Raw genomic sequence first — 20,513 nt, 5'->3', positions numbered from 1 at the left:
CAGCGTACCCAGCCCACGCATAAAACTGAAACGTGTTGCAGTTCTGCGGGCGGCACGGTCGGGACGCGTAACTCGTCGCACCGGGTGCCTAAAGTGAAAGCCGTGCCCGCCACGAAAACCGCTACGAAGGCCAGCGAGGAACAAACCAGGCCGACGCTCATGCTGCTGGACGGCAATTCCCTGGCGTTTCGGGCGTTCTATGCGCTGCCCGCCGAGAACTTCAAGACCCGCGGCGGGCTGACCACCAACGCGGTCTACGGCTTCACCGCCATGCTGATCAACCTGCTGCGCGACGAAGCCCCCACCCACATCGCCGCGGCCTTCGACGTGTCGCGGCAGACCTTCCGCTCCGAGCGCTACCCGGAGTACAAGGCCAATCGGTCGGCGACGCCCGACGAGTTCCATGGCCAGATCGACATCACCAAGGAGGTCCTGGCGGCCCTGGGCATCACGGTGCTCGCCGAGCCGGGATTCGAGGCCGACGACCTGATCGCCACGCTGGCCACCCAGGCCGAAAACGAGGGCTATCGCGTGCTGGTGGTCACCGGCGACCGCGATTCCCTGCAGCTGGTCAGCGAGAACGTGACGGTGCTCTATCCCCGCAAGGGGGTCAGCGAATTGACCCGCTTCACCCCGGATGCCGTGGTCGAAAAGTACGGGCTGACGCCCACCCAGTACCCCGACTTCGCCGCGCTGCGCGGCGACCCCAGCGACAACCTGCCCGGCGTCCCCGGCGTGGGGGAGAAGACCGCCTCCAAATGGATCGGCGAGTACGGGTCGCTGCAGGCGCTGGTCGACAACGTCGATTCGGTGCGCGGCAAGGTGGGCGACGCGCTGCGCGAACATCTGGCCAGTGTGATCCGCAATCGCGAGCTCACCGATCTGGTCAAAGACGTGCCGCTGGCCCAGACGCCCGACACGCTGCGGCTGCAACCGTGGGACCGCGACCAGATCCACCGGCTCTTCGACGACCTGGAGTTCCGGGTGCTGCGGGACCGGCTGTTCGAAACCCTGGCCGCGGTGGAGCCCGAGGTCGACGAGGGCTTCGACGTGCGTGGCGGCGCGCTGGAAGCGGGTGAGCTGGCGGTGTGGTTGGCCGAGCACAGCTCGGGGAAGCGCTTCGGGCTGGCCGTCGTCGGCACCCACCTGGCGTACGACGCCGACGCTACCGCGCTGGCCATCGTGTCCGCCGACGGCGAGGGCCGCTACATCGACACCGCGACGCTGGACCCCGAAGACGAAGCGGCGCTGGCGTCCTGGCTGGCCGACCCCGGCCCGCCCAAGGCGCTGCACGAAGCCAAGCTGGCGATGCACGACCTGGCCGGGCGGGGCTGGGCACTGGCCGGCGTCACCTCCGACACCGCGCTGGCGGCCTATCTGGTGCGCCCCGGGCAGCGCAGCTTTTCCCTCGACGACCTGTCGCTGCGCTATCTACGGCGCGAGTTGCGGGCCGAAAACCCCGAACAGCAACAGCTTTCGCTACTGGATGACACCGACGGCACCGACGACCAGGCGGTGCAGACGCTGCTTTTGCGTGCCGTGGCGGTGCTGGATCTGGCCGACGCGCTCGACGAGGAGCTGGCCCGCATCAACTCCACCTCGTTGCTCAGCGGCATGGAGCTGCCGGTGCAGCGGGTGCTGGCGGGGATGGAAAACGCCGGCATCGCAGTCGATTTGGAGCTGCTGACCGAGCTGCAGAGCGATTTCGCCCGCCTGATCCGCGACGCGGCCGAAGCGGCGTACGCGGTGATCGGCAAGCAGATCAACCTGGGCTCGCCAAAACAGTTGCAGGCGGTGCTCTTCGACGAGCTGGAGATGCCGAAGACCAAGCGCACCAAGACCGGCTACACCACCGATGCGGACGCGCTGCAATCGCTGTTCGACAAGACCGGTCACCCGTTCCTGCAGCACCTGCTGGCCCACCGCGACGCCACCAGGCTCAAGGTCACCGTCGACGGGCTGCTGAATTCCGTGGCCTCCGACGGGCGCATCCACACCACGTTCAATCAGACCATCGCCGCGACGGGCAGGTTGTCGTCGACCGAGCCGAACCTGCAGAACATCCCGATCCGCACCGAGGCCGGCCGGCGGATCCGCGACGCGTTCGTGGTCGGCGACGGCTACAGCGAGCTGATGACCGCCGACTACAGCCAGATCGAGATGCGGATCATGGCCCACCTGTCCAAGGACGCGGGGCTCATCGAGGCCTTCAACACCGGGGAGGACCTGCACTCGTTCGTCGCCTCACGCGCCTTCGGCGTGCCGATCGAGGAGGTCACCGCCGAACTGCGCCGCCGGGTCAAGGCCATGTCCTACGGGCTGGCCTACGGACTGAGCGCCTACGGGCTGTCCGCCCAGCTCAAGATCTCGACCGAAGAGGCCAAAGACCAGATGGAGCAGTACTTCGCCCGGTTCGGCGGGGTCCGCGACTACCTGATGGACGTCGTGGAACAGGCCCGCAAGGACGGCTACACCTCGACGGTGTTCGGCCGCCGCCGCTATCTGCCCGAACTCGACAGCAGTAACCGCCAGGTGCGCGAGGCCGCCGAGCGGGCCGCGCTCAACGCGCCCATCCAGGGCAGCGCGGCCGACATCATCAAGGTGGCGATGATCGAGACCGATAAGGCGATCAAGGACGCCGGTCTGTCCTCCCGGATCCTGCTGCAGGTGCACGACGAGCTGTTGTTCGAGGTCGCGCCGGGGGAACGAGAGCAGCTCGAAGCCCTGGCGCGCGACAAGATGGGCGGCGCCTACCCGCTGGACGTCCCACTCGAGGTTTCGGTCGGCTACGGGCGCAGCTGGGACGCTGCGGCGCACTGACAGGCCACCGTCCATGCCCGCGGCAAAGCGCAGTCGAGGTCGCCCGGCGGGCTCGCGGGTGGATCCCGGCGAGCGGCGCTCGGAGCTCCTCGACGCCGCCGAGCGCGTGATCCGCGCCAAGGGTCCGTCCGCCGGACTGGTCGACATCGCGGGCGAGGCCGGTTTCGTCCGGTCGGCGGTCTATGCCGTGTACCCCGGCCGTGACGCGCTGCTGGCCGAGCTGAGCAAACGCACCTCGCAGCGGCTGCTCGCCGAAATCACCACTCGCGCAGCCGGTTCCACCGACCTTCGGGAGCGGATGGCGTTGTTTTTCGACGTGATCAGCGCGTGGATGCAAGCCGAGCCGAACCTTTACCGGGCCCTGACCGGCGACCCGTCGACCAGTGTCTTCGAGCAGCTGGCCGGCGCGGTCGAATGGATGCTGGCGTCGTCGTCCGGCTCCGAGGATGCGCGCATGGCGGCTGCGCCCTGGTCGCGGGCCATCGTCGGGTCGGCGGTTGCGGCCGCGGAATGGTGGTGCCGGACGGGCACCATGGCGCGGGAGGCGCTCGTCGAACACCTCACCGCACTGTGCTGGGACGGCGGGGCGGCCCTGCCGTTCAACGCGGATGACATCAAGACCATTGACAACGCCCAATCATAATAGACAGACTGTCTTTTATGGTTCTGGCAGAGGTTCAAGCTCCTTCGCGCTACTGGGAAAACATCGTCGGCGAAACCGATGTCGACGTCACCGAAATCACCGGAACGATCCCCGACGGCCTGGTCGGCACCCTGTACCGGAACGGCTCGGGCCGCTGGACCCTCGGATCGGAGCAGGTCGAGAGCATTTTCGATGCCGACGGGATGGTCAGCGCGTTCGTGCTCGACGGATCGGGGGTGCGTTTCCGCAACCGCTTCGTCCGCACCAAGAACTACCTGAAGTCGACGGCTGCCGGACGCCTGGTGGACCGCGGCTTCGCCTACCAGCGCGACGGCGGCACGTTGGCGAACGCGCTGCGGCTTCCCGCCAACACCGCCAACACCAGCGTCATGGTCAACCGCAACCAGCTGCTGGCGCTTTGGGAGGGCGGACCGCCGCACGAGCTCGATCTCGACACCCTGGACACCATCGGGCCGTCAAACCTCGGCGGGACGCTCAAGGGTGCGGTCCGGGCCTATTCGGCGCACTACACCTACGACCCGGCCACCAACACCAAAATCAACTTCGGGTTCGACCCGTACTTTCCGCGGATCGACCTGCGCCACGTGCTGCGCGGGGCCGGCGGTCGCGAGCGGTGGCGCCGGCTGCGGGAGTTGGCGGGCGAGGCGGTGCCGCGGATGCGCCTGCGGCTCTACGAGACCGGCGCCAACGGCGTGACCCGCTACCTGCGCGCGGTGCCGCTGCCCGGGATGGGCGTGGTGCACGACATGGCGTTGACCCGGCGCTACGCGATCTTCGTGGTGTCGCCGCTGCGCATCAACCCGTGGGCGCTGGCCGGCCACCAATCCTATTGGGATTCCATACGTTTCAAGCCGCACGCGCCGTCGTACTTCGTTCTCGCGCCGCGCGACGGGGGCCGGGTGCGGGTGGCCGAGACCGATCCGTTCTATCACTGGCATTTCACCAACGCTTATGACGACGGCGACGACGTCGTCGTCGAGCTGCCACGGTTCGTGCCCCAGACGTATGCCGGCATGAAGAAATACACCGCACACATCCGGTCGGACATCGCCCAGCTCGACGACTACGGGGCCATCGACGACGCCGTGGTGCTGACGCGGTTCCGGATCGCGCCGTCGGGGCGGGTGTCCGGCGAACCGTTGGCCGATTTCGGGTGCGAATTCCCCCAGATCGACCAGCGGCGTTCCACGACCCGGCACGACGTGTCCTACGTGACCGTCCAGGACCCCGCGAAGTTCGAGGGCCAGGGGATCGCGCGCATCGATCACCGCACCGGCGCGGTTCAGACCTATTGCCCGCCCGGGGACGTGTTGGTGGAGCCGACGTTTGTGCCGCGCCCCGGTGGAACGGCCGAGGACGACGGCTGGCTGCTCACCGTCGGATACCACGAATCGCAGCATCGCAGCAGGTTAATGGTGGTCGACGCGGCCCGCGTGGCGGACGGTCCGATCGCGGAGGCGTGGCTGCCGTTCCACGTGCCGATGAGCTACCACGGCGCCTTCACCAGCCGGGTGGCCCACCGAACCGGGTGAAGCGCCGGGACTGGGTTTGGCCAGCGTGTGCACAGTCGAGTAGCCTCGATGGGTAAATCCCAATTGTCCCTACGACCAAACCTGTCCGGAGCACCCCAACAATATGCCGAGTCCCGCCGTCACCTCGCCGCAAGTAGCCGTCAACGACATTGGCTCCAGCGAGGACTTTCTCGCCGCAATAGACAAAACGATCAAGTACTTCAACGATGGCGACATCGTCGAAGGCACGATCGTCAAAGTGGACCGGGACGAGGTGCTCCTCGACATCGGCTACAAGACCGAAGGGGTCATCCCCGCCCGCGAGCTCTCGATCAAGCACGACGTCGACCCCAACGAGGTCGTTTCCGTGGGAGACGAGGTTGAAGCGCTGGTCCTCACCAAGGAGGACAAAGAGGGCCGCCTGATCCTGTCCAAGAAGCGCGCGCAGTACGAGCGCGCCTGGGGCACCATCGAGGCGCTCAAGGAGAAGGACGAGGCCGTCAAGGGCACCGTTATCGAGGTGGTCAAGGGTGGCCTGATCCTCGACATCGGGCTGCGCGGCTTCCTGCCCGCCTCGCTGGTCGAGATGCGCCGCGTGCGCGATCTGCAGCCGTACATCGGCAAGGAGATCGAGGCCAAGATCATCGAGCTGGACAAGAACCGCAACAACGTGGTGCTGTCGCGTCGGGCGTGGCTGGAGCAGACGCAGTCCGAGGTGCGCAGCGAGTTCCTCAACCAGCTGCAGAAGGGCGCCATCCGCAAGGGTGTCGTCTCCTCCATCGTCAACTTCGGCGCGTTCGTCGACCTCGGCGGTGTGGACGGTCTGGTGCACGTCTCCGAGCTGAGTTGGAAGCACATCGACCACCCGTCCGAGGTGGTCCAGGTCGGCGACGAGGTCACCGTCGAGGTGCTCGACGTCGACATGGACCGCGAGCGGGTTTCGTTGTCGCTCAAGGCGACCCAGGAAGACCCGTGGCGTCACTTCGCCCGCACCCACGCCATCGGCCAGATCGTGCCCGGCAAGGTCACCAAGCTGGTTCCGTTCGGCGCGTTCGTCCGCGTCGAGGAGGGCATCGAAGGCCTGGTGCACATCTCCGAGCTGGCCGAGCGCCACGTCGAGGTCCCCGACCAGGTGGTTGCCGTCGGCGACGACGCGATGGTCAAGGTCATCGACATCGACCTGGAGCGGCGCCGGATCTCGCTGTCGCTCAAGCAGGCCAACGAGGACTACACCGACGAGTTCGACCCGGCGAAGTACGGCATGGCCGACAGCTACGACGAGCAGGGCAACTACATCTTCCCCGAGGGCTTCGACTCCGAAACCAACGAATGGCTCGAGGGATTCGACAAGCAGCGCACCGAGTGGGAGGCCCGCTACGCCGAGGCCGAGCGCCGGCACAAGATGCACACCGCGCAGATGGAGAAGTTCGCCGCGGCCGAGGCGGCCGGGCACGCCGGCGGCGAGCAGTCGCCGGGCAACGGTGCGCCCCCGGAGAAGGCGGGCGGATCGCTGGCCAGCGATGCCCAATTGGCCGCGCTGCGGGAGAAACTCGCCGGCAACGCGTGACCCCTTCCTGAGGACGCCATGCTGCGTATCGGGTTGACCGGCGGCATCGGCGCCGGCAAGTCGGCGCTGTCGTCCACGTTCGAACGGTGCGGCGCCGTCATCGTCGACGGCGACGTCATCGCACGTGAGGTGGTCCAGCCGGGCACCGAAGGGCTGGCGGCGCTCGTCGAAGCGTTCGGTGACGACATCCTGCTGCCGGACGGAGCGCTCGATCGTCCGGCGTTGGCCGCCAAGGCTTTTCGTGACGACGAGGCGCGCCAGACGCTGAATGGGATCGTCCACCCCCTGGTGGGGATGCGCCGCGCGGAGATCATCGCGTCGGTGGCCGAGGATTCGGTTGTCGTCGAGGACATTCCGCTGCTCGTCGAGTCCGGGATGGCGCCGCTGTTCCCGCTCGTGGTCATCGTGTACGCAGACGTCGAGCTGCGGCTGCGGCGGCTGGTCGAGCAACGCGGCATGGCCGAAGACGATGCCCGCGCCAGGATCGCCGCGCAGGCCGGCGACGACCAGCGCCGCGCTGTGGCCGACATCTGGTTGGACAACTCCGGCAGCCCGGAAGACTTGGCGCGCCGGGCGCAGGAGGTGTGGGACAACCGCATCGTGCCGTTCGCCCACAACCTGAGCACGCGCCAGATCGCCCGGGCGCCGGCCCGTTTGGTGCCGCCCGACCCGACCTGGCCGGATCAGGCGCAACGAATCCTCAACCGCCTCAAGACGACCTGCGGGCACCGGGCGCTGCGCGTCGACCACATCGGTTCGACGGCCGTGCCGGATTTTCCGGCCAAGGACGTCATCGACATCCAGATCACGGTCGAATCATTGGATGTCGCCGACGAACTCGTCGAACCGTTGCTATCTGCCGGTTACCCGCGCGTCGGGGACATCGGCGAGGATGTTCCCAAGGACACCGCCCGCAGCACCGACCTGAGGTACGACCACAGTGATGCTCCAGGGCTGTGGCACAAGCGCTTTCACAAATCAGCCGACCCGGGCCGGATTACCAACGTGCATATCCGGGTGGCCGGCCATCCCAATCAGCAGTTCGCGCTGCTGTTCGTCGATTGGCTGAGGGCCGACCCCGACGCGCGCGCCGAGTACCTGAGCGTCAAGCGCGCGGCCGAACAGCTCGCCGGCGGTGACACTGCGATATACGCCGACAGCAAGGAGCGCTGGTTCCTCGGCGCCTACCGGCGGGCCTGGGAGTGGGCCGACTCGACGGGCTGGCGCCCTTAGCTAGGGCAGCGGCGCCCCGCACTGCAGCGCACCGTTGTTGGGATCGGCGTTCCCGGCCACCGGCCTGACCATTTGGTCAGCCTGGACGAAAACGTTGTCGTCCACGTCGATCTCGCAGTGCACGTTCGCCGAGTACGGGAAGTGCAGCACGATGCGCATGCCGGCCTGCTGCGGGTCGGGCAACACCGTGTCGGCTTCGAACGCGTTGCCGGGCATCGAGCTCAGCCCAGCGGTGTTCGTCTGGCCGCCGTTGATCACGAACGTGGCCTGACTTCCCGTCGTGACGCCGTCGATCCTGGCGCGATAGGTGATGTTGTGCAGATCCGCCCTCGCCGTCGCCGGGTTCAGCTGAGCGCCGGCGGCGATCAGCGTGACCGCGGCGATCGGCAGGATCATGCGGCCTTTGCAGCTCATAGCCGGTGACATTACAACCAGCGTGATTTGCGAACCAGATGGTTTGCGCTGGATTGCTTCAAGGCTGGCAGCGCGGACACCACAGCGTCGCCCGGCCGCCCACCCGGGCACGCTCGAGCGGCGTGCCGCAGCGCGGGCAGCGCGGGTCGGGCTCGTCACGCACCCTGGTGAGCCAGCGTGGCAAACCCGGCACCCGGCCATGCCGCACGGCGGTGCGCAGCACCCGCGTCATCGCGGCATGCAAGGTCTTCACGTCGTCGTCACCCAATTCCGCGACCGCCACGGTGGGCCGAATCCTGGCCCGCCAGCAGATTTCGTCGACCAGCAGATTGCCGAGGCCGGCGATCACCGATTGGTCCATCAGCGTGGGTTTGAGCTGGCGCGAGCGTGCGGATCGGGAGTTCAGCACCGCGCGGAATTCGCGCAGGCCGAGGCCCAGCGCGTCGGGACCCTGCGGGCCCGTGACGTGGGTGATGTCGTCGGCATCGTCGGCCAGCCATATCCCGCGCAACTTGCGGAGGTCGGCGTAGCGCAGTTCGCCGCTGTCCAGCTCCAGCACGAGCCGCTCGTAGGGGTCGCGGGTGGCCCCGCTGGCGGCATAGTAGGGGCGGCCGGTCATGCCGCTGTGGATCAGCAGTGCCGGGCCGTCCGTGGGCAGCACGAGCCACTTGCCGTGCCGGCGTGGACCGGCGAATCGGTGACCGGTCAGCCTGCGCGCGAACGCTTTTGCGGTGGTGTTACGCAAGATCCCCGGATCGTGCACCTGCACGTGCCGGATCCGCCGCCGCGGCAACCCGGCGGCCAGTTGCCGCCGGAACCCTTCCACATCGGGCAGTTCAGGCACGCAGCTTCGCCACGCGCCGCAGTGGGCCCGCCGGGGAGCGGACGTGCCTCGACATGTTCGCCCACGAATCCGGTTGTCCGGCAGGCTGTTTGGGGCGATCTCGAATGGTCAACCGGTCGGCCCGGAAATCCTGCTGGATGAAACCGGGTTCAGCAGCCATCAGTGCGTCTCCCGCACGACTTCGCCGGGTTCCTTGTCGGCGCGCACCGAGGTAGCGCGGATGCCGCAGCTTGCCATCGCGCGTCCACTCGCTGAATCCGATCTGAACCACCATCTCGGGGCATACCCAGTGCGCGCCGGCCTCGCGATCATGGCGCCAGGGTAGCCCCGGCCGCGCTACGCCGGTGGCATCAAAACGGTGTCGATCATGTACACCGTCGCGTTGGCGGTCGGCACCCCGCCGCAGACCACGCCGGCGTTGTTGACGGTCAAGTTGTTTCCCTGACCGTTGACGGCCAGGTCGGCACCCTGCAGGGTGCGGTGACTGCCGATCACCTTCGCGGGGCTCAGCTGGCCCTGCACGACGTGGTAGGTCAAAATCTTGTTCAGCATCGCGGAGTCGGTTTTCAGCTGGTCGACCGTCGAGGCCGGCAGCTTGTTGAACGCGTCGTCGGTCGGCGCGAACACCGTGTACTGACCGTTGTTGAGGGTGTCGACGAGATTGACCTGCGGGTTGAGCTGGCCGGACACCGCGGAAGTCAGCGTCGTGAGCATCGGGTTGTTGGAGGCCGCCACCGCGACGGGCACCTGCGACATGCCCTGCACCGAGGCGGGGCCGTCGGGGTGTGCGCTCGCATAGTCTCCGCATCCCGGTCCGACCAGGTCGGCGGCCGCGGCCAGCGGGGACGTTGTGATCGCGAAACCCATCATGGTCACCGCGGCAAGCCCCGTTGCCGCCATTGCTTTTTTGTCCAGTTTCATCGCGTTGGTTCCTCCGGTTCGTCGACGGCCACCTTCGGCCGTCGTTACGGGGGATTCGGAGCCGCGGCGTTGTTGGATTGCCCACCGGCGCGATTGGTGGCGATCAACCGTAGGTGAACGAATACACCTGCAGCCCTTTGCCGGGACACACCTCGAGGGTGCCGGTGTCGGGATGGTCGCCGGCGACGATCTGGTGTGACGTCGGCGGCCCGCTGATCGGCAGCGGGGTGGAGCGGCCATCGCGCGTCACCGTGACGGTCCCTGTTCCGCCGACGACCAGGTAGACGTTGGTGGCGTGATAGTTGAGCTTGATGCTGGACTGGTCGCTGTCGGCGGTCGCGCCCTGGTAGTCGAGCGTCCACGGCCCGCGCAGCGCGAAGCTGTCGGCCGCGAGGGCCGGGGGATAGTCGAATGTTGCTGAGCCCTCGTCGTATTGGCCGCTGCCGCCATAGTTGACGACCTTGCCGACGGCGAAGTACGTCTCGGGGGTCGTCTGGTGCCGTGGGGTGGTGTCGGCGGCGTCCACTGGCGGGGGCAGCGCGGCCCGGGGGTCCGCGAGGGAGATCAATTGCCGGATCAGCCGCTCGGTGACGCGGTAGTCGCCCTCGCCGAACTTGATGTGGCGCACCGTGCCGTCCGCGTCGATCAGGTACTCCGCGGGCCAGTACCGATTGCGGTAGTTGGTCCAGGTGGAGTAGCCGTTGTCGAGCGCGATCGGGTATTTGATGCCGAGGCCGGCGGCGCCCTTGGCGACATTGCCGGGTACCTTTTCGAACGCGTACTCGGGGGTGTGCACCCCGATGACTTCGAAGTCGTCGTCGTGATAGGCGTTGTACCAGCCGACGACGTGCGGGATCGCGCGCTGGCAGTTGATGCACGAATACGCCCAGAAGTCGATCAACACGACCTTGCCGCGCAGCGATTTCAGCTCGATCGGGGTGCCGGCGGGGGTGTTCAGCCAGCCGGCGATGCCTTTGAGATCGGGTGCCGGGCCGCAGTTTTCGAGCTCCGGGGCGCCATTGCTGCAGCGGGACAGCTGCGCGTTCTGATCGTTGACGATGCCACCCAGGTTGAGCTTTTCCCGGACCCGCTGATCGCCGGCGAGTTTGTCCTGCAGCGCGCCGGTGTAGTCGGGGATCGCCTGCTGCAGCAGCGCGGGCACATTGAACACGAGCGCCACCGAGAGCCCGATCGTGACTATGCCTGCGGCGATGCGGATCCCGTGCTGCCGGCGCCGGAAGGCCGCCACCCGTTGCGCCACTTGCCGGCCCGCCAGCGCGAAGATCAGCAGCGGCAGCGCGGCACCGATGGCGAACGCGCAGGTGAGCACGACCGTGCCCGTTCCGATCGAGGCGGTCGCCCCGGCGACCACGATCGCGGCCAGCACAGGACCGGCGCAGGGGACGTAGAGCACCCCCAATGCCAGGCCGACACCGAAACCGTTGCCGCGCCCGCCGATTTGCTTCTGCGGGATGCGCGCGAAGGGACGCTCCAGGAGTTGTTCGAACCTGGGGAAGATCAGGCCTAACCCGATCGCGACCAGGGCCGCCAACGCCGCCCACCGGATGGCGTCCTGCGGCAGGCCCAGCAGCCAGAGCAGCGTCGACCCGATCAGGGTGACCAGGCTGAAGCTGAGAACGAGGCCGACGATCACCCGGTAGGGCCGTAGCCGTTGCGAGCGTGAATGTTCGGCCGCGTCGCCGCCGGTGCCTTGCGCGCCCGAGAAGAAGATCACCGGCAGCACCGGCAGAATGCACGGTGACACGCCGGTGATCAAGCCTCCGACGAAGCCGATCAGCGCGAGAGTCAACATGACTGCTATTCGCAGCCGGCCCGGTCATGGATCGCATCGAGTCTGGTGCGCCCACGGCAGGCGCGCCGAAGGCCGATGCTCCGAAGGACCTACTGGGCCGGCGGCATCAGCACGGTGTCGATCATGTACACCGTCGCGTTGGCGGTGTGCACCCCTCCGCACACCAGACCGGCGTCGTTGACCTTGAGGCCATTGCCCTGGCCGGTCACGTTCACCGTGGCGCCCTGCAGGGTCGCGTGACTGCCGTCGATCTTGTTCGGGCTCGTCTGTCCCTGCACGACGTGATAGGTCAGGATGCTCTTGAGCATCGGCGCGTCGGTCTTCAGCTTGTCCAGCGTCGCCGCGGGAAGCTTGTCGAAGGCAGCGTTGGTCGGCGCGAAGACCGTGTACTGACCGTTGTTGAGGGTGTCGACGAGGTTCACGTCGGGGTTGAGCTTGCCCGACAGGGCCGACGTCAACGTGGTGAGCATCGGATTGTTCGACGCCGCGGTGGCGACCGGGTCCTGCGCCATCCCCGCCACCGAGCCCGGGCCGGTGGGGTTCTGCTTCGCGTAGTCCCCGCAACCCGGGCCGACCAGGTCAGCGGCGGGGTCGGCGGCGCCCGACGTTGTCGAAGGCGCGGTCATACTGCTGGTCATGCTGCTGGTTGTCGGCCCAGACGCCGACTTGTCACTGGAACATCCTGACAAGCCGACTAACAGTGCGGTCGCCGCCAGCCCCGTGGCCGCGACCGTCCTTGCGCGAGCGTTCGTCATTGCGTTCGACTCCTTCGTCATGGGCGGCCTTGTGCCGCCGTATTTCGGCCGGACCGCAGTTATTCGGAAACGACGGGGCGGGGGACGGAAATTGGGGCGCACAACAGGTGCGGGCCGCCCGGCGGCCGCGGTGCGATTTCTCGCAACGTCCGCGGCCGCGGCGGCCCCGAATACCAGTTATGGAGGTCCTCGCAGCCGCTCGAACGGCGCGAGTGCGCGCGGCGCCGCGGGACTCGTTACGCTATCGCGCCATGGGTAGTTCGGCGCGCGTCAGCGGCGAGCTCGATACGTTGCTGCGCCGGGTGGCCGACCAGGACACCGACGCGTTCGCGCAACTCTACGACCAAACCCGCGCCCGGGTCTTCGGGCTGGTGTTCCGGGTGCTTCGCGATCCCGGATACAGCGAGGAGACGACCCAGGAGATCTACCTGCAGTTGTGGCGCAACGCCTGGGCCTACGATCCGGCGGCGGGGAGCGCGGTGGCGTGGATCCTGTCGCTGGCGCACCGGCGGGCCGTCGACCGGGTCCGTGCCGAACAAGCGGCGACGGATCGCGAATCACGCTACGGCGCCGCGGATGTCGAGCGCGACCGCGACGTCGTCGCCGACGCCGCGATGGCCCGCGACGAGCGCGACCGGGTCGTCGAATGCCTGCAGGGGTTGACCGACGCCCAGCGTCAATGCGTCGAATTGGCCTACTACCAGGGCCTGACCTACGCTCAGGTTTCCGAGCGTCTTGCGCAGAACCCGTCGACGATCAAATCGCGGATGCGGGATGCCTTGCGCAAACTCCGTCGTTGTTTGGATGTGCCATGACCGACCCATCCGATTTCACCCTGCTCGAGCTGGCCGCCGCGTACGCGCTCGACGCCGTCTCCGACGCCGAACGCGCGGATATCGAGCGACGCGTCGCGGCCGCGCCGCCGTCGGTCGCCGAGGAATTTCACGCCGAAGTGCGGGCGGTTCGCGAGACGATGGCGGTCGTGTCGGCGCACACCGAACTGGATCCGCACCCGAGGCTGCGCGCCAAAGTGCTGGCGGCCGTCGAACCCCGTCGCTCCGGCCGGATACGTTGGCGCACAGCGGCATTGGCGGCCGCCGCGGCCGTGGTCGCCGCGGTGATCGCTACCGGCGTCACCGTGGCGCTCCGCCCGACGCCGACGACATCGACGGCGGAGGCCGTCTTCGCCGCGCCGGACGTCCACACCGCCACCGCCGAACTGCCGGCCGGTGGCACCGCTACCGTGGTGTTCTCCCGGCAACGCAACGCGGCGGTGGTCGTGCTGAACAACGTCGCGCCGCCCCTGCCCGACAGCGTCTACGAGATGTGGCTGATCGACCAGAACGGGCCGCGCCCGGCGGGCACCATGGGTGCCGACACCGTCAAGCCGTCCACCACCGCCATCGTGCCCAACCTAGGGCACAGCACCGTGCTCGCGGTGACGGCCGAACCGGGGCAGGGCTCCGCCCAACCCACGACCACACCGTTTCTCAAACTCCCGTTGAGCTGAGCCAGGTCAGTTCCATGCCGCCGCCGGCCAGCCACCGCGACAGGTCATAGCCGTTGCGGGCCAATCCATCCACCGCGGCCACGGCGCGTTGCACCGCCAGCTCCGCGACCTCGGGGGTTAGCAGGCCGTGGCGCACCGCGTCGAGCAACTCGTCGACATCGGCCAGTTCCGCGCGGGCACCGGTGCGTACCTCGATGTCGAGGTAATGATCCTCGGAACGCCATACCTCGGGGCCCGGCGTGTATTCGCCCACATCCAGGTAGTAGTCGTGGTCGCGTTCATGGCCGGGATTGAAGTGAAAGACCGTGGCGCGCAAGCCCAAGGACGGCAGCAGCCACGACTCGAGGTAGTGGAACTGGGCGCGGCCGGGGGTGGGACGCGCGACATAGAGACCCCACGGGCGCACCGCATACTCGTCCACGGCCCGCACAATGCCCTTGGGATCGGTGTTGGTGCGGCCCGCCAGGTCGAACGTTTCGTGTTTCGGTGGATGAATGTCGCTTTTCCTCCTGAATGATGTCACCCTACCGGCGCAACCGGATCTTCCACCGCACAAAGCCGGCATACAGCAGCGACAGCGCGGCCAGCATGCCCATGTCGAGCAGCCAGCTCTTCGGCGTGTGCTGCCAGAACCTGTCCTGCGACAGCAGCGAATCGGGCACCAGGTGCCGCAGGTCCACCGTCGACGAGGCGGCGGCATAGCCCCAGCGCGCCGGCATCGCCCAGGACAGCTGGTTCAGGCCGAGCCGGCCGGTCACGGGCACCATGCCGCCGCACAGCACCAGCTGCGCCATCACGGTCACCACGAACAGCGGCATGATCTGCTCGCTGGAGCGCACCAGCGACGAGATGGCCAGTCCCAGGATGGCCGACGCGACGCACGTCGCGGCGACGGTGGTAAACAGTTCGACGGTGGCCCCGAGCGTGGAGTGGCCGAACAGAACCGCGCCGCGCGTGGGTGCGCCCTTGCCGGCCACCACGATCGCCGTGACGATCGCCGACTGCAGGATGGCGAACGCGCAGAACACCGCGCTCTTGGCGAGCAGGTAGGCGGTGGTCGACAGGCCGACCGCCTGCTCCCGCTGAAAGATGGCCCGCTCGCCGACCAGGTCGCGAATCGTCAACGCGGTGCCCATGAATGCCGCGGCCGGCATCAACAGGGCGAGTATCTGCGCGGCCTCGTCGGGCGTTCCCGCGTTCGGCCCGGGCGCACGAAATCCGTTGCTGCCCGGGACGGTCAATGACAGCGAACCCAGGATGAACGGCAGCAGCGCCAGGAAGACGAAGTAGGCGCGGTCGGCGACGACGAGGCGAAATTGCCGTCGGGCGATGGTCGAGATCTGGCGTCGCACGCTGGTGTGCACCGGCTCGCCGAGGCCGCTGGGCTCATCGGCCTTGTCCGGCACGCGCTTTTGGGCCTCGCTCCGTTCCACAAAGCGACGGTTCGCCTCGTCCGGGTCCGCACCGACCTGGGTGAAGATCTTGGCCCAGTTGGTGGTCCCCATCGCGTCGCCGATCTGCTCGGGCGAGCCGCGGTAGGCCGTCTTACCGCCGGGGGCCATCAGCAACACCTGGTCGCAGACGTCCAGGTAGGACAGCGAGTGCGTGACCACCAGCACGACGCGGCCGGCGTCGGCCAACTGGCGCAGCATCGTCATGACCTGCAGGTCGAGCGCGGGGTCCAGGCCCGAGGTGGGCTCGTCGAGGATCAGCAGTGACGGCCCGGTCAGCAGCTCGAGCGCCACCGACGCGCGTTTGCGCTGCCCGCCGGAGAGCTTGTCCACGCGGGTGTCGGCGTGCTTGGTCAGGTCGAGCTCGTCGAGCACCTGGGCGACGACCTTGGCGCGGTCCGCTTTGCCCGTGTCGGGCGGCAGCCGCAGCTCGGCGGCGTAGCCCAGCGCCTGGTTGACGGTCAGCTGGCGATGCACCACGTCGTCTTGGGGCACCATGCCGATCCTGCTGCGCAGGGACGCGTACTCGGCGTGAATGTTGTGTCCCTCGAACGTAACTGAGCCCGAGCTCGGGGTGGTGTAGCCGGCGATGAGCCTGGCCAGGGTGCTCTTTCCGGCGCCCGACCCGCCGATCACGGCCGTCAGTGTTCCGGGACGGGCGATCAGCGAGATGTCGTCGAGCAGTTGTTTTCCGTTGTCGACGACGTACTTGACGTTGCGCACCTCGAGGCCGCCGGTGCGTGTCGCGGCCTCGCTGTGTGGGGTGAGCGTGCCGGCGCGAAAGACCAGGTCGACGTTGCCGATGGTGACGACGTCGTCGTCGGACAGGATCGCCGACCCGACCCGGGTGCCGTTGACGAACGTGCCGTTGACGCTGTTGTCCCGGATCTCGGTGCCCAGCGGCGTGGGGACCAAGGTCGCGTGCTGACGCGACGCCAACACGTCGGGGACGACGATGTCGTTTTCGGGGGCACGCCCGATGGTCATTGCGCCGGTGGTGCCCGCGGCGGACGACGCGCGCGGGGAGAGCAATCTCACAAAACGCGTCGCCAGGTTCGACACGTCGGCAGTCTTGGCGTCGATCACCGTGAATTCCGTTGCGGGTGAAACGGAGTGGACGACGGTCGGCGGCTCGGGTGGACCGCCCCGGCCCGGCGGCGGCCGATGCGGCGCGTTCGGTTGCGCGCCCGGCGCTGACCACGCCAGTGTCGGCGGGCCGGAATCGTGGCGGGGCCGGGTGCGGGCCGGGCGGCCGGCGTGGCCCTGGCGGGGCCCGATCGCGAAGGTCAGGTGCGGGCCCCGCGGGTTCCCGACGTGGATGCTCTGGCCGTCGTGGATGTCGATGACCGGCATCCGGTAACCGTTGAGATAGGTCCCGTTCAGGGAGCCGTTATCGATTGCCAGCCAGCGGCCTTGGTCGAAACGCAGGATCAGATGCGCGCGCGAGATTCGCGGATCGGCGATCCGCACGTCGGCCTGCACGTCGCGTCCGACGACCACTTCGTGTCCGGCCGCGAAGGATCGTTGGGACCCGTCGTGCCGAATCGTCAGGAGGGGCGGGGCGGGTCGAGTCACCACTCAAGTATCGGGCCGCGCCGGCCATGCTTCGATGAGATCCGGCTGTGACTTCCCTTTGTTTCGGCTCGGCGATTCATAGCGCTTTCATAGTCGGCTGAGTCGAATCGCCCACTGGCGTGCGGCATTATTCGAACGAGGGGGCCAAGCGATTAATGGATGAGCACAAGCGAACGACCCGGCGCATCGGCACCGGGCGACGACTGCTGGGCAACCCGCGCCAGGCCCGTGAGGCCCTGCGCGCGGGTTTTCACTCGCTGCCCGCCATGCCGATCGGGCAGCTGTTTCGCCGGATACCACCGGTAAGTTCCGCGCCGAACGCGGAACCCGAAGCGGCACAACCGCGCAGCGAGTCCAGTGCGCCGCGCCTTGCGGTGGGAAACGGCGCGTCCTTCGCCGGCTACACGATCTTGCGGCAGCTGGGCGCCGGCGGCATGGCCGAGGTCTACCTGGCGTTGCATCCGCGGCTGCCGCGCCGCGACGTGATCAAGGTTCTCGCCGAGGCGGTGACGGCCGATCCCGAGTTCCGCGAAAGGTTCAACCGGGAAGCCGATCTCGCGGCGACGCTGTGGCATCCGCACATCGTCGGCGTCCACGACCGCGGCGCATTCAACGGGCATCTGTGGATTTCTATGGACTATGTCGAGGGCACCGATGCGTCGCGGTTGGTCAAAGAGAGCCACCCCGAAGGCATGCCGATTCACGAGGTGGGCGCCATCGTGCACGCGGTCGCGGGCGCGCTGGACTACGCGCATGACCGTGGCCTGCTGCACCGCGACGTCAAGCCCGCCAACATCCTGCTCACCCATCCTGAGGATGGGGAGCGCCGAATCCTGTTGGCGGACTTCGGTGTCGCGCGTCACCTGGGTGACGTGAGCGGCATCACCGAGACCAATGTCGCGGTGGGAACGGTGGCCTACGCCGCGCCCGAGCAGCTTGCGGGTGCGCCTATCGACGGGCGGGCCGACCAATATGCTTTGGCGGCAACGGCTTTCCACCTGCTCACCGGCGCCCCGCCGTTCCAGCATTCCAACCCGATCGCGGTGATCAGCCAGCACCTGCACGAGGCCCCTCCTCGGCTCAGCGATTTTCGGCCGGACCTGGCGGGGCTCGACGACGTGTTCTCGAAGGCGCTGGCCAAACGGCCCGAGGACAGGTTCGCGCGCTGCCGCGAATTCGCCACCACCGTCAGCGAGCAGTTCTCCGAAGCGGGCCGCCGCCCGCCGCGCGCCGTTCCGTTGACACCGCACCGCCGGCGCGGACCCGGTGGCGCCCTGGCGGCCTTGAACCACCGCTTTTCGTCGAAAACCCGGTGGGCCGCGGCGCTGGTGTGCGCGGTGCTCGTCGCCGTCGCGGCGACCTGGTCGATCCTGTACTCCGTCGAGCCCGCCGCGCCGCCGCCCCACCCCACCCTCGCGTCCAAACCGTCGGTCCCCGTTGCGAGTGCCGCACCTACCGCCGGGGGACCGGCGCTGAATGGGACGTACCGGCTGGACTACGACCAGACCAAGCGGACCACCAACGGCATCGGCATCCGCCACGGCGGGGCCACCACCGATTGGTGGGCGTTCCGGTCGGCCTGTACGACCAACGGATGCGCGGCGACCGGGACCCAGCTCGACGATGCCACCCACCAACTGGCCAACACCGCCGGCGGCGGCCAGGCCGACACCCTGCGCTACGTGGGTGGTTACTGGCAGGGGGCGCCCGAGCAGCTGCGGGTGGGCTGCGCCCAGCCGAACGGGCACGTCCCGGCCACCCAGCAGGAAACCGTCGCCTGGTCACTGGCGCCGCAGGCCGACGGCACGCTGCGCGGCACGGAGACCGAGACCGTACTCAGCAACGAGTGCGGTGCTCAGGGGGCCGTGGTCCGGGTGCCCGTGGTGGCCACCCGGGCGGGCGCCGCGCCGGCCGGGGTGACGTTGGGCGACCCCACCCAGGTCATCAACACCTCGGCCACCGCGCCCGCCCCGGCGCCGCCCGTGCTCGGCGGGTTGTGCGCCGACGTCGGCAAGGTCGCCTACGACCCGACCAACAACGAGCAGATCGTGTGCGAGGGCAGCAGCTGGGCCAAGGCCCCCATCACGATGGGCGTGCACGCGGCCGGCAGCTCGTGCGACCGGCCGGGCACCTCGGTGTTCGCCATGAGCACCTCCAGCGACGGCTACCTGTTGCAATGCGATCCGGTCACCCGGACGTGGACGCGTCCCGCGGGATAGCCGGGGACGGCCGCGCGGAGTGGTCAGCCTCCAGGGACCAATAGGTGACTTTCACATCCGCTAGCGGATGCGCTAGCAGGTTCGGGAACCGCCTCGTCGTTCCCTCCTGGTACCCATGTGACGGATGTGGGCGGGCGCATCGCAGCGCTGAGTGACTTTCGCGGCGACGCATTCCAAATAAACTTGCGCCCATGCAGGTAGTACGCGTGGACACGGCCGGGCTGCAGGCGATGGCCTCCCGGTGGGAGGCGTCGGCGGGCGAACTACAGGCTTCGATCGCTCCGGTTGCGCCGGGATTGTCGTGCCAGGCCAGCGCGGCCGCCGTCAACATCGCCCATGCCGACGTCATGGCATTCACGGCTGCGCTGGCCGGTCGGGTGCAGACCCACGCAACTCGTGTCACCGAAGCCGACGGCCGCTACACCCTCAACGAAGCTGACGCGGCTGACGAGATGACCGCAGTGACCCATTCGGCGATTGTCGTGTAGCCCATGACAGCAGTCGGGGGCTCTCCCATCCTCTCGCAGGTGCTGTCCTGGCCGACCCAACACCTGACCGACGCAGCCGATTACTGGGAGGCCGTGGGGGCACGCAATTACACGGTGGCCAATCAAGTCTGGCGTGATGGCCTATCCGTTGATTGGCAAGGTCGCGCCGCTGATGCGTTGCACACCACGACGCACGCCGACATGCAGAAAACAAGCGCGGTTGTCGACCAACTGCAACTCGCGGCAAAAGCCGCCCGAGGCGGGGCCTCCGACTTGTCCGCGGCACGCTCGCGAGTTCGATATGTCGTCGAGGACGCCTTTAGGGCGGGGTTCGATGTGCGCGAAGACATGTCGGTCACCGATCGTTCGACTGCCGGTTCGATTGCGCAGCGCGCCGCCCGGCAAGCTCAGGCGGAAACATACGCCGGTGATATTCGCCAACGTGCTGCGCAAGTGGTCGCCCTGGATCAACAGGTCGCCGGCAAAGTCAGCGCGGCCATGGCCGGGATCCGCGACACCTTCCCGCCGGAACCGAATCCACCCGGGCTGGACCGAAAACCCAAAATCCAAGCCGTCGACAACCACACGTTCAAGCAAGCACCACCGCCACCGGGGACGTACCCCGTCAATGAGGTGGTCGCCGAGGCCACCGATTTAGACGGCAACCGCGTCGTTCTCCGACGCGGTTACTACGATGCGGAGACCAAAAAGGGATGGGGCTGGAACAC

16 protein-coding genes and 2 pseudogenes are annotated in these 20,513 nt (G+C 67.9%); 10 read left to right on the top strand and 8 right to left on the bottom strand.

The genetic code is table 11. The features are described from left to right. Window positions 1–159 precede the first annotated feature (159 nt). The 5 genes from polA to coaE all read left to right on the top strand — a co-directional run bounded on the left by polA (window position 160) and on the right by coaE (window position 7,795). Window positions 160–2,820, top strand: coding sequence for a DNA polymerase I (gene polA, locus AC0KS4_RS13790; protein WP_238957307.1), 2,661 nt, complete (start codon window positions 160–162; stop codon window positions 2,818–2,820). Between the two features lie 13 nt (window positions 2,821–2,833). Continuing rightward, a complete protein-coding gene (locus AC0KS4_RS13785; protein ID WP_238956149.1) occupies window positions 2,834–3,463 on the top strand; it encodes a TetR family transcriptional regulator in 630 nt (209 codons plus the stop codon). 17 nt (window positions 3,464–3,480) lie between these two features. Beyond that, entirely contained in the window at window positions 3,481–5,016 is a 1,536-nt protein-coding gene (locus AC0KS4_RS13780) for a carotenoid oxygenase family protein (RefSeq protein WP_238956148.1), read from the top strand. A 103-nt stretch (window positions 5,017–5,119) separates the two neighbouring features. After that, window positions 5,120–6,562: a 30S ribosomal protein S1 gene (rpsA, locus tag AC0KS4_RS13775; protein WP_014942332.1), complete on the top strand. Its 1,443-nt coding sequence runs from the start codon at window positions 5,120–5,122 to the stop codon at window positions 6,560–6,562. Between the two features lie 18 nt (window positions 6,563–6,580). Next, on the top strand, window positions 6,581–7,795 hold the full coding sequence (gene coaE / locus AC0KS4_RS13770; protein ID WP_238956147.1) for a dephospho-CoA kinase: 1,215 nt from the start codon (window positions 6,581–6,583) through the stop codon (window positions 7,793–7,795). On the opposite strand, the gene AC0KS4_RS13765 is transcribed toward coaE, so the two are convergent. The 6 genes and pseudogenes from AC0KS4_RS13765 to AC0KS4_RS13740 form a co-directional block, all read right to left on the bottom strand. Further along, window positions 7,796–8,209, bottom strand: a complete 414-nt coding sequence (locus AC0KS4_RS13765; protein ID WP_225327488.1) for a hypothetical protein — start codon at window positions 8,207–8,209, stop codon at window positions 7,796–7,798. A gap of 58 nt (window positions 8,210–8,267) precedes the next feature. Next, window positions 8,268–9,053, bottom strand: coding sequence for an Fpg/Nei family DNA glycosylase (locus tag AC0KS4_RS13760; protein WP_238956146.1), 786 nt, complete (start codon window positions 9,051–9,053; stop codon window positions 8,268–8,270). Between the two features lie 159 nt (window positions 9,054–9,212). Next, window positions 9,213–9,357 (bottom strand): annotated as a pseudogene (locus tag AC0KS4_RS13755) (ATP dependent DNA ligase); the annotation flags it as partial. Window positions 9,358–9,389: 32 nt separating this feature from the next. Further along, a complete protein-coding gene (locus AC0KS4_RS13750; protein WP_275254156.1) occupies window positions 9,390–9,974 on the bottom strand; it encodes a fasciclin domain-containing protein in 585 nt (194 codons plus the stop codon). 103 nt (window positions 9,975–10,077) lie between these two features. After that, window positions 10,078–11,787: a cytochrome c biogenesis protein DipZ gene (locus AC0KS4_RS13745; RefSeq protein ID WP_238956145.1), complete on the bottom strand. Its 1,710-nt coding sequence runs from the start codon at window positions 11,785–11,787 to the stop codon at window positions 10,078–10,080. 89 nt (window positions 11,788–11,876) lie between these two features. After that, window positions 11,877–12,425, bottom strand: a complete 549-nt coding sequence (locus AC0KS4_RS13740) for a fasciclin domain-containing protein (protein WP_374109664.1) — start codon at window positions 12,423–12,425, stop codon at window positions 11,877–11,879. A 368-nt stretch (window positions 12,426–12,793) separates the two neighbouring features. On the opposite strand from AC0KS4_RS13740, the gene sigK reads away from it, so the two are divergent. Together sigK and AC0KS4_RS13730 are read left to right on the top strand one after the other, a co-directional pair. After that, window positions 12,794–13,357 carry an ECF RNA polymerase sigma factor SigK gene (gene sigK / locus AC0KS4_RS13735; protein WP_238956144.1) on the top strand — a complete coding sequence of 188 codons (564 nt, stop codon included), beginning with the start codon at window positions 12,794–12,796 and terminating at the stop codon, window positions 13,355–13,357. After that, a complete protein-coding gene (locus tag AC0KS4_RS13730) occupies window positions 13,354–14,052 on the top strand; it encodes an anti-sigma factor (protein ID WP_225327493.1) in 699 nt (232 codons plus the stop codon). Before sigK ends, AC0KS4_RS13730 begins: the two co-directional genes overlap by 4 nt. Here the strand turns inward: AC0KS4_RS13730 and AC0KS4_RS13725 are convergent. Both AC0KS4_RS13725 and AC0KS4_RS13720 read right to left on the bottom strand, forming a co-directional pair. Then, window positions 14,033–14,482, bottom strand: coding sequence for a ribonuclease FAU-1 family protein (locus AC0KS4_RS13725; RefSeq protein WP_043955770.1), 450 nt, complete (start codon window positions 14,480–14,482; stop codon window positions 14,033–14,035). The genes AC0KS4_RS13730 and AC0KS4_RS13725 overlap by 20 nt on opposite strands. A 94-nt stretch (window positions 14,483–14,576) precedes the next feature. Then, window positions 14,577–17,081, bottom strand: coding sequence for an FHA domain-containing protein (locus AC0KS4_RS13720; protein WP_425326354.1), 2,505 nt, complete (start codon window positions 17,079–17,081; stop codon window positions 14,577–14,579). 152 nt (window positions 17,082–17,233) lie between these two features. On the opposite strand from AC0KS4_RS13720, the gene AC0KS4_RS13715 reads away from it, so the two are divergent. The 3 genes and pseudogenes from AC0KS4_RS13715 to AC0KS4_RS13705 form a co-directional block, all read left to right on the top strand. Next, window positions 17,234–19,297, top strand: coding sequence for a serine/threonine-protein kinase (locus AC0KS4_RS13715; protein WP_238956142.1), 2,064 nt, complete (start codon window positions 17,234–17,236; stop codon window positions 19,295–19,297). A gap of 191 nt (window positions 19,298–19,488) precedes the next feature. Then, a complete protein-coding gene (locus AC0KS4_RS13710) occupies window positions 19,489–19,785 on the top strand; it encodes a hypothetical protein (RefSeq protein WP_238956141.1) in 297 nt (98 codons plus the stop codon). A gap of 3 nt (window positions 19,786–19,788) precedes the next feature. Further along, window positions 19,789–20,511, top strand: a pseudogene (locus AC0KS4_RS13705) (hypothetical protein); the annotation flags it as partial. Between the last annotated feature and the right edge of the window lie 2 nt (window positions 20,512–20,513).

The sequence above is a fragment of the Mycobacterium sp. NTMscope_MAC_12 genome (assembly GCF_976985675.1).
Note: the sequence above shows the minus strand (reverse complement) of the source record. Positions and strands in the feature narration are given on the sequence as shown.